Source organism: Streptomyces sp. WM4235 (assembly GCF_001279725.1).
Lineage (GTDB): Bacteria > Actinomycetota > Actinomycetes > Streptomycetales > Streptomycetaceae > Streptomyces.
Map to the genome: position 1 here is coordinate 1 of NZ_LGDE01000045.1, position 9,363 is coordinate 9,363.

General features: G+C 70.1%; 8 protein-coding genes and 1 pseudogene. 4 read left to right on the forward strand and 5 right to left on the reverse strand.

The genetic code is table 11. The annotated features are described in order from the left end of the window. Positions 1–73: 73 nt before the first annotated feature. Positions 74–562, forward strand: coding sequence for a hypothetical protein (locus ADK55_RS38345; protein ID WP_053676386.1), 489 nt, complete (start codon positions 74–76; stop codon positions 560–562). Between the two features lie 960 nt (positions 563–1,522). Here the strand turns inward: ADK55_RS38345 and ADK55_RS05875 are convergent. Beyond that, positions 1,523–2,437 (reverse strand): alpha/beta hydrolase, encoded by a 915-nt coding sequence (locus ADK55_RS05875; protein WP_053676387.1) that lies wholly within the window; start codon positions 2,435–2,437, stop codon positions 1,523–1,525. A 106-nt stretch (positions 2,438–2,543) separates the two neighbouring features. Here ADK55_RS05875 and ADK55_RS05880 point away from each other — a divergent pair, with 106 nt between their 5' ends. Next, positions 2,544–2,990, forward strand: a complete 447-nt coding sequence (locus tag ADK55_RS05880; protein WP_053676388.1) for a MarR family winged helix-turn-helix transcriptional regulator — start codon at positions 2,544–2,546, stop codon at positions 2,988–2,990. Positions 2,991–3,415: 425 nt separating this feature from the next. Here ADK55_RS05880 and ADK55_RS05885 read toward each other — a convergent pair whose 3' ends face one another. The 3 genes from ADK55_RS05885 to ADK55_RS37450 all read right to left on the reverse strand — a co-directional run bounded on the left by ADK55_RS05885 (position 3,416) and on the right by ADK55_RS37450 (position 6,979). Next, positions 3,416–4,348, reverse strand: coding sequence for a CehA/McbA family metallohydrolase (locus ADK55_RS05885; protein ID WP_053676389.1), 933 nt, complete (start codon positions 4,346–4,348; stop codon positions 3,416–3,418). Between the two features lie 647 nt (positions 4,349–4,995). Then, entirely contained in the window at positions 4,996–6,240 is a 1,245-nt protein-coding gene (locus ADK55_RS05890; protein ID WP_053676390.1) for a GDSL-type esterase/lipase family protein, read from the reverse strand. Between the two features lie 574 nt (positions 6,241–6,814). Continuing rightward, positions 6,815–6,979, reverse strand: a complete 165-nt coding sequence (locus ADK55_RS37450; RefSeq protein ID WP_199826452.1) for a hypothetical protein — start codon at positions 6,977–6,979, stop codon at positions 6,815–6,817. Positions 6,980–7,311: 332 nt separating this feature from the next. On the opposite strand from ADK55_RS37450, the gene ADK55_RS05895 reads away from it, so the two are divergent. Then, positions 7,312–7,836, forward strand: coding sequence for a peptidylprolyl isomerase (locus tag ADK55_RS05895; RefSeq protein ID WP_234349914.1), 525 nt, complete (start codon positions 7,312–7,314; stop codon positions 7,834–7,836). A 507-nt stretch (positions 7,837–8,343) separates the two neighbouring features. Continuing rightward, positions 8,344–8,721: a hypothetical protein gene (locus ADK55_RS05900; protein WP_053676392.1), complete on the forward strand. Its 378-nt coding sequence runs from the start codon at positions 8,344–8,346 to the stop codon at positions 8,719–8,721. 211 nt (positions 8,722–8,932) lie between these two features. Here the strand turns inward: ADK55_RS05900 and ADK55_RS05905 are convergent. Continuing rightward, positions 8,933–9,363: pseudogene (locus ADK55_RS05905) on the reverse strand (hypothetical protein); the annotation flags it as partial.

Sequence of the window (9,363 nt, forward strand, 5' to 3'; positions counted from 1 at the left end):
TCCACAGCAGCCTCGGCTACCGCAGCCCCGCCGAATACGAGACCGCCCTCGCGGCCTGACCACCACACCAAAGGTGTCCGTCAAAGCGGAACAAGCTCACCCCACCCGTACCCCGACACCGACCTCGCCGCCCGAGCCGACGCCCGCCGGTGAGCTCGTCGCCCTCTGGTACAAGCAGGACGGCTCAGAGCGGTACAACGAACTCGCCAAGCGGACGCGCGGCGTCCATGACCTTCACGAACAGGGCCGCGGAGTCATCGACTTCGAGAACCTGTCCGCGGCACTGCGCGGCGCCGAAGCCCACCAGGAGATCCCGGACGCGCCGACCCAGGCGGTGTGGGCGAACGCGCAGAAGCAGACCCGCAGCGGAATGGCGGACGTGCTGTCCGGTTCGTCGCTGGCCCTCATGCCCCTGCCCGAGGACGAGGCGAGGGAGGCGCAGGCCCGGGGGTGGGAGAAGATCGGCAAGGGGCTCGCGGAGCTGAAGGACCTGGACGCCCGATTCCGCGCCTTCGGAATCCGTCCCGACGTACTGAAAGACCCGTGGGCTGCCTACAACTGAGCCGTCGACCCGTGACCGCACGGTCCCTCGACGTGGACCGGTGAGGTGAACCTGTACGCCGGATGGCTGCGGGGACGGGTGGCAGCGGTGGCAGTCCACCGGGGCGCACCCAAGCGAACAAACAGTGACACGCAGGCAGCCGTCCGGCCGGTCCGGGCTGACTCCCTCGATGATCCGCCGGTCCCCGGCCCTGCCGGGTCAGGACACGACGAAGAACCTCGCGGACGGCGACCCGGCCCCCACATGGTCCTGTCACATGGACAGTCTCGCATTCACCCGAGTGTTGCCCGCGACCAGATCAGCACCCGCACTGCCCGCCGCCGCATCCAAGCCGCACGCCAACTCGGCCACGAGTAGAGCGCCCTGCCCGCCCACGACCCGAGAAGGCGAATGCGCCAGGTGGGGGCTGAGATGCCGGGCGGCGGTGACCGGGAGGACCGTGGCCCGTTGTCCGGGCATGTACATGGGCGCGGACGAGAAGGGCCGCGCACCCCCTGGCGTGGCGGTGAGCGCCCCGAGGACGGGGAGCGCCGCCGCGAGGAGAGGCGGCGCGGATCGCGTGCGAGGGCGGGACCGGGGGGCTGCCAGACTATGAAGTCCGGGCGAGACTGTGCCGGCCATCGGCCTGCCCGGCGCGGAGTACCCCGGCGCCGCCCCGCCACTGGCCTGCTGCCACGGCCGCAGTCGCCCGAGCCACCCGCCGGCCTGCCAGGCCGGCGCACGTGTACAGACGCGGGTCAGCGGGCCCGCCTGGGCCGACGTGCGAAGGACCGCGGCCGGACCCGGCTCACTTCTGATTCCGCCGCCTGCGCTCCTGGCACCGGTGCCGGGATCATTCACGACGCAGGCGCCCGGCCGCCGACGCCGACGCCACCTTTGCCCCCTGCAGGCTCCGCCCCTGGAGTTCCCCGGCAGCAGGATGTGTGGAAGCGGGCGACGTCCTCGCCCGGTCGGCAGGCGTCAGTGGGCGAGTTCGAGGCGCTCGATGCCCAGGTGTGTGGTGAGGAAGCGGGCGGCGCGGTCGAGTGCGGCGTCCGCCTCGTCGAGCCGGCCGTAGTTGAGCTGGAAGACGTGGGGAAGGCCGGGCCCGATTTCGAGCGTGACGTCGACGTCGTCGGCGCCCGCACGGCCAGCCAGCCGGACGGCGTCGTCGAGCAGCACCTCGTTGGCTCCGACCTGCACGAGCAGTGGGGGCAGCCCGGTGAGGTCGGCGAGCACCGGGCTCGCCAGGGGGTGTGTACGGTCGGCCGAGGCGGCGTACAGATCGGCATAGGCGCGTACGTCGGCCTCGGTGAAGATGGGGTCGGCATCCTCTTTGGAGCGCATGCTCTCCCCGGTGAGGGTGAGGTCGGCCCACGGGGAGAAGGTGACCACGGCGGCTGGTTGCGGAAGTCCGGCCTCGCGGGCCGCGAGTAGGGTGGCGATGCTCAGACCGCCACCGGCGGAGTCGCCGGCCACGACGAGTTCCCGCGGGTCGGTACCCGTTGCCAGCAGCTCGCGGTAGGCAGCGAGCCCGTCGTCGACGGCTGCGGGGAAGGGGTGCTCGGGCGCCAGCCGGTAGTCCACCGACACCGCTCGCAGCCCGGTGCGCAGGGCCAGTTCACCGGCGAGCCCGGCGTGGGTGTGGGGTGAGCCGACGACGTAGCCGCCGCCGTGCAGGTAGAGCAGCCGGCCGCGGCCGGAGAGTTCGGCCGGTATCAGCTCCAGGGCCGGCCGGCCGCCCAGGACGGTCCTGCGGGTGACCACGCCGTCCGGCGCGGGCCTGGTCAGAGCTGCGGCGAAACCGCTGCGCTGCTCCTCGACAGTGGGCGGCGTCCCGCCGCGCGGAGCGGAACGGAGCAGGGCATCCAGAGCCTCGCGCTGCTGTCGGGACATGGTGGCCTCCAGTGGTCAGGATGAGAAGATGGATTCCCAGGAATCAATCTCTCAGAGTTAACCACATTCCAAGGAAGATGATTCCTAGGAATCTACTGGAGGTGTCGTGAGCCACATCACATCGATCTTCACTGATCTCGTCCGCGTCGAGACCCGGCTCTACAACGCGGTGAACGCCCGGCTGCGCACCGAACAAGATCTGAGCCTGGGGCAGTTCGAGTTTCTGGAGATCATCGACCGCGTACCGGAATGCCGCGTGCTCGACATCGTCGGCGAGCTGGCCATCACAGTGGGAGCCGTCAGCAAGGCCGTCGATCGACTGGTGGCCGCGGGCTGGTGCGTGCGGGTCGCGCACCCCCAGGACCGCCGCTCGTCCGTCCTTCGCCTCACGCCCGAGGGCAAGGAACAACTGGCCGCCTCCCGTACGGTCGTCACCAGCGAACTCACCGCGCTCACGGCGACCGTTCCCCCTGACGAGCTGAACCGCATCGCCTCGACCCTGGCCGCCCTCCGCGCGACCCTTGAGGCAGGCTCCCTCGGCCAGCCGGGCTGAGCTTGACCTTGAGGTCCACGAAGATCATCGCGACCTCAAGGATCAAGCCGACAAAGGGACCCCCCGCGGGTACCGGCCCCGCTACCGCAGGCCTGGGGCGGTGACCGGTGGTGGCGGCAGGGCCTTGTCCCGGCGTGGACATGGACATGGACGACGAAGACTTCCTCGGCATACTCCTGGACGCCACCACCGACACCGACCTGAAGCTCCCACCAGCAACGAAGCCGGAACCGTCATGATGCTGCTGGGCCTCCTTGAGGAGGAGACCCACTCCGAGGAGGTACCTGCCGCCGCGGGAGAGATGCGGGAAGGTCGGAGGCAGTGGCGCGGCGCGGCCACGCCAGGGACTGCGGGCCGGAGATCAGTCGCGGACCATCGGCTGGCGGTCGCCCCCGGCCGACTCGCCGCGAGGCGGGCGTCCGGCTCTACGTCCCGGTGGTGGCGGTGGGCAGGTCTCCCAGGTGGATCGGGTTGCTCCAGGCCCGTCCTCCGTCGGCGTCCTCGACGGTGACCCGGCAGTACCCCTGGCCGAACATCGTGACGGGCAGGGAGCCTTCGGTCAGGCCTTCGCCCTCCACCACCTGCAGGCCCGGGGCGCCCCCGGTGAGCAGGATCTTGCGCGCGGGCGAGCAGCGCACCGTGATCCGGCCGTCGTCGAGCCGGACGTCGTACAGGTCGGGGCCGGTGCTGGAGTAGTAGTGACCGGCCTTGAGGGCCGCGAGGAGCGCGTCCGGGTCGAGGGATTCGGCGCGTACCTGGACCCAGGCCACGCACCCCGGCGGGTCCTGGGGCTGGAAGTGCGCGTCGTCGGCGGCATAGGCGTTCAGCCGGTGCCCGCGGTTGAGCAGCACGTCGGTCAGGTGCCAGCTGTCGCCGCGGTGCTCACGATCCGCGAGCGCGTTGTAGACCTCGACCGCGTGCGCCGCGTCCAGGGACTCGGCGTCGTCCGCGGTCAGCAGCGAGGCCGCCGGGTGTGCCATGCCGACGAACGCACCCGCCGCCCGCGCCCGCCGCGCCAACTCCGGCCCGCTCTCCTCGGGCCCGGGCGGCGCGAAGCCCAGGGGCAGCCCCACGGCGACGATGTGCCACTTTGGACCGGCCTCCGTACGCGGGGCGTGCAACTCCGCACCCAACAGCGTGGTGAACCCGGGCACGCGCAGCGCCCGGGTGTCCGTCAGCGGAAACCCGTACTCGGCCCGGAAATGATCGGTGACGGCCAGGAAGTCATAGCCGGCGTCCTGATAGCGGCGTACGACGTCCGCCGGAGACAACGCCCCGTCGGACTCGTCCGAATGAGTGTGCAGGTTGCCGCGCCAAAACCGCCCGGCTTGATCGAACGGCAGGTCCAGCACAAGCATCCCCCACACACGACGACAGTAAGTAACGCCGAGTCTAAAAGACTTGAGCTATACGTATGACTAATCCCCTCGGCGGGGCGCGCCAGCGTACGGGTCACGGGCGCGGGTATCCGTGGCCCGAGGGTACTCGCCCAGGCGCACGACAACCCATACTGCCGCGTCTGCATCCCGCCCTCCGAACGTCACCCGTCGCGCGGGAGGCAGGAGCCGTCGGGATTGTGTCCTTCCGCAACAGCGCTGGCCTCTCCCGGATAGATTTCGGCGTTGATGCAGGCCCGGCCTTCTCAGCCCGATCCTGGCGGGGTGGTCCCCACTCGCGGCCCGGACGTCGATCCGTACCGACGAGGGCAGGGCGAGCGCGCGGGTGCGGCTGAGGAGTCGCTCCTCGGTCAGTCCGGGCTGACCCTGGAGCTCTTTGGCCAGCGCTTCCATAGCCGCCCTGCGGGGCTCGGCGCCCTCGTGTTCGGCTGGAGTGAGCGTCTCCCGCTTGGGCACCGGCATCGACTTGGCGAATTGTGGACCGGCATGCTCGGAGAGCTGCCAGAGGAAGACGAAGACGAGGCCCAAGAGGAGGAGGAGAGGGAGCGCGTACCCGAAGAACAGGAATCGTCCTGTCCTTCGGGTACGGCCCTGGGGCGGAGCGGTCATCAGATCGCGCCGTACCCGATATCGCGGAGCTTCTGCTCCATCACCTTCGCGTAGCCGGTTGTTCCGGCGGTCTCCGGGTGGAAGGACTCCCGGCTCAGGCACGCGCCGCCCGCGACGTCCCACAGGCAGAACGACGGCTTGTTCCCAACCGCGTCGGGGAAGTCCTTGTTGTGAAAGTCCCCATTCCCGTTCGGCCCCGTGACGATGGCATTGATCCACTCGTCGTCGTCACACGTGCCATGACCGCTGAACATCGGAATCGGATCTGCGTACGTGACGCCTTGGACACCCTGGACGGCCGCAGCCTGCTTCCCGTTCACGTACTTGGAGAGGTCTCCGAGCGCCTTCTGCTCGTTTGCGTTGAACAAACCCGCCGCCAGGCAGGCTCTGCTCCGGCTCATGAGTTCGGGACAGCCCATGACCACGATGGTCGCATGGGTGGCTCGGGCCTTGATACTGGTGATCAGCGAGCCAAGACTGGTGCCCAGCTTGTCCGCCAGGGCTTTGTAGCGGGGCATGAAGGTCGCGTCCGTGGCGCAGTCGCCGCCGCCGGCGCACTCCATGACTGCTCCGACGAATGCTCCCTCGTCATTGCCTCCGATCGTCAGGGTGACCAGGGTGGTGTTCTCGTCGAGGGCACCGGAGTCGATCTGGGACAACTCGTGGAACTGTCCCTCGGACCAGCCGTACGCTCCGCGATTGGTCCAGAAGCTGGGGTTTCGGGTGCCCTGGACGTTCCAGGTCTGGGCCCCCGAGCAGGCGACGAACGACAGCTCGGCGTCGGTGCTCCAGGCATCGCTGGCCGTTCCGAGCGGCGTCGTGGTGTTGGGCGGGGTGAGCTCGCGCGGCCAGGCGTTGACGCTGCGCCGGCATCCGTTCCACCGGGGCGCGCCGTGGTCGGTGTCGGACTCCCACGAGTAGCCGATGCCGGGTCCGCCCACGGATCCGGAACCCTCACCGGAGGAGAAGGAGTCGCCGAGCGACGCCACGATGTTCTTCGGCTTGCCGGGCATCGGCTGGAAGGCGATGGCGTCCCAGGCCACGTCGTCGTCGGCGGTGCCGTCGACGGTCTCGTTGGTCAGTGACACGCTGGGGGTGCCGCTGAGGTTGTATACGCCTGGAGAGATCCAGGTGTTGCTCTTGTGGAGCTGGTTTATGTAGCGGTCCTTTACCGTGCCGTTGCCGAGAGCGATCCGGTCGTGGGCCTGTTGGGTTTCGGCACCGTGGTCGGGCAGGTGCACCATGACCCGGCTCCACTGGTTGAGGGTGCGCGCCGGCGTCCAGGTATACCGGTGGCCTTCATCTGGTCGATGCGGTTGCCGCTGTTGCGGGTGTGGGCGAACCAGAAGTGGGCACCGAAGCCACCGCCCACCTGGTGAAGGTCTTCCTTCCCCTCATAGGTTCCCAGCCCCGCGGGGTCCGTGAAGCTCCAGGACATGGTGCCCGAGTTGGTCCACGACTTGGAGCAGTCGCTGCGGAGGGTCGGCGCGCTCGCGCTGACGTCGTCGATGATCAGCGCGTTCGACGGCAACCGACCTGATGTCGTGCAGTCGGGCAGTCGGGCAGTCCGGAGTTGCCCCGGCCGAGTTCGGCCCGGAGCGTCTTGCAGGTGAGTGTCTCATTGCCGCACTCGGTGGCGCAGGCAGTCTTCCACTTGGCGTTCGCGTGGTACCAGTACAGCTTGTAGCAGGCCTCGTCGGCGGACTGGGGCGGGCTGCCCGCGTTGCAGCCGTTGCTCGCGTTGCAGAACGTGTCGAGAGGGGGCTTGATCGCCCGTGTGTCTTACGGGGATGTGTCGCCCCGGCCGGGCGGCGACGGTCAGGCGTCCGGGCGGTCGGCCACCGGGCGGCCAGGGCCGGGGCACCGCGGGCGCGGACGGCGGCGCTGCAACGCCTGGAACGACAGCCGGCCGACCGCGCTGTCCCAGACGACGAGCTCGCCGTCGAGGACCATGCCGTCGGGGCGCTGCCCGGCGGCCGCCACCAGGTCCGACCACCGCGGTCCTGGACCAGCGCCCCTCGCCTGCCTCCTGTCGTTGACCATTCCCGCCGACCACACCACGCCCTAGACTGCGACCGCTCCAAAACCTGGCGATCATCAGGAGGGCGTACAAGATGAACCGAGCACTGATCAGCGCATTCGCGGCCGTGACGTTAGTTGTGTCCGGGGGAAGTGCCGCCACCGCTTCCGACGGCACTCCGCCGCGCACCACGCACGGCCCTTGCCAGTACACACAGACCCCGGACGAGCCGCCCGCGCGTCATGTTCCACTGCCGCCCGACCCGCGGCGCACCCCTGGCCGTGGCACGGTTGACATGGCTGTCGCGACCAGTCAGGGTCCGCTCCCGCTGCGTTTGGACCAGGCCAAGGCGCCGTGCACGGTCCAGAGTTTCCTGCACCTGGCACGGCATGGGTTCTATGACCGAACGGTGTGCCACCGTCTGACGGCGTATCCGACGCTGAAGGTCCTGCAGTGCGGCGACCCGACCGGGACCGGTGAGGGAGGGCCCGGGTACAAGTACAAGGACGAGCTACCGGTGGATTTGCCACCCGCACCGACCGATCCGACCGGCGCGCGCCGCCTGTACGGGCGCGGCCTGCTGGCGATGGCCAACGCCGGTCCGGACACGAACGGCTCACAGTTCTTCGTCGTCTACGGCGACTCCGCACTACGCCCGAACTACACGGTGTTCGGCACGGTCGGCCCCGACGGCCTGGCAACACTCGACAAAACCGCCGCCGGAGGAATCCAGCCGACCGCGGAGGACCCGGCACCGGTCGACGGCACACCCGTGCTGCGGACCGAGCTCCTCCGCGTCCGGCCGTCCTGCCGGCATTGACTCCCCGCGGCCGCGCCGAAGCCGCGGCCGCTGCGGTGGCGCCTGTCCGGGGGCAAGGGCGGGGGTGGTGGTCGACACCGCCGCGCTGCTCTGGGAGATCCGGCACGTGACCTCGGAGCAGCAGAAGCGGCTCGGCGCGTACGCGGTGGCACCGGGGCCGGCCCCGGCGGGAGCGGCGGGATCCGCGGCTGGTGTCCTCGGAGCCCCGGGGCGTACTGTTCCCGGCCCCCCTGGGCGGGCGCTGTCACCGGGCCGTCTGGCGCCGGCTCTTCGGGCGGAGGATCATCCGGTGGGCACGGGCCGTCGACCGGCGGCTGCCCGACCGAGGGCCCGGTTCGAGCGGGCCGGGGGGAGGCGCGCATGACCGCCGCGGAACAGCTCAACTGGGCAGCCCTGTTGCGGTTCGACCAGGAGCGGGGGCTGTAGGGCTGCCGGCACGACGCGGAGGCCGCCGGCCGCCGGGGGGACGGCCGGGCCCGTTACCTCCAGGAGGTCGCCCAGCTGGACATGCTGCCCAGGCTCTGGGAGTTCGGGGTCCCGCTCACCGAGGAGGAGTACCAGGACGCGGGGCGGGTGCGGTCGTGGATGACCCACGAGCAGGCGGCGGCCCGTCACGAGGCACTGTCCCGGTACCCGCCGCCGCCGGGCCGGAGCCGGGACCCCCACATCCGGTACTTCTGGTCCCCGGACGGCCACCTCATGTACGTGACCACGGCCCGTGACGACGGCCGATTCGTCGTCAACCACGGTTTCCTGACGCCCGAATGGGCCGACCGGCTGCGCCGGGACATGCCGCGGCTGGCGCACCCGGTGACCCTGTACGAGAGGAACCAGAAAGCGGTCCGAGGCCACGAGGGAGCCCCGGCACGACCAGGCCGAGGGTGACGGCCTGGACCGGGTCGGTGCCCGAGGCCTGCGGGGCCGGCTGCTGCCGAGGCTGGGACGACTGCTGCTGCTCGGTGATGGAACGTGAGAGTCCTCAAGGGCCGGGGCAGTTTGCCGGCTGGCGCAGGTGAGGCGGGGTACCCGCCCGACAAACACGCGTGGCGTCGGCTCCGCTACGACAGTCCGGGTGGGGGCCGGGACCAGTCCGGGATCAATGGGCGGTGTTCTGGGAGGCCGGGTACGTCGGCCGGGTCCGGAATGCGGCCGGGCGGGCCACGAGGCAGGTGAGAGCGCCGAGGACGAATCCGTATACGGACACCAGACCATGGCCATTGGCCTGGGCGAACCACATCACCAGGCCGAGTACCGGCACACCGACCGCGAAAAGGATCTCCACGCGCTGCGCCTTGTCCAGGCCCGTACGTGAAGTTGGCAGTTCGCGCAGGAGGCGGAGGAGGAGGGCGGCGGCGAGAGTAGCGCCGAGGAAGTAGGTGGCTCCTGAACTGCCCGCGAAGTTGCGTGGGTCGGTGCTGTGGTGGCCGCCCGCGGCAAAGAGGGTGTCGATGTGCTCCGGCAGTAGGATCCCGGCGAGGAACAGGCCGACGGTGATCGGGGTTCTCCAGAACCAGTCGGCCAGGGCGG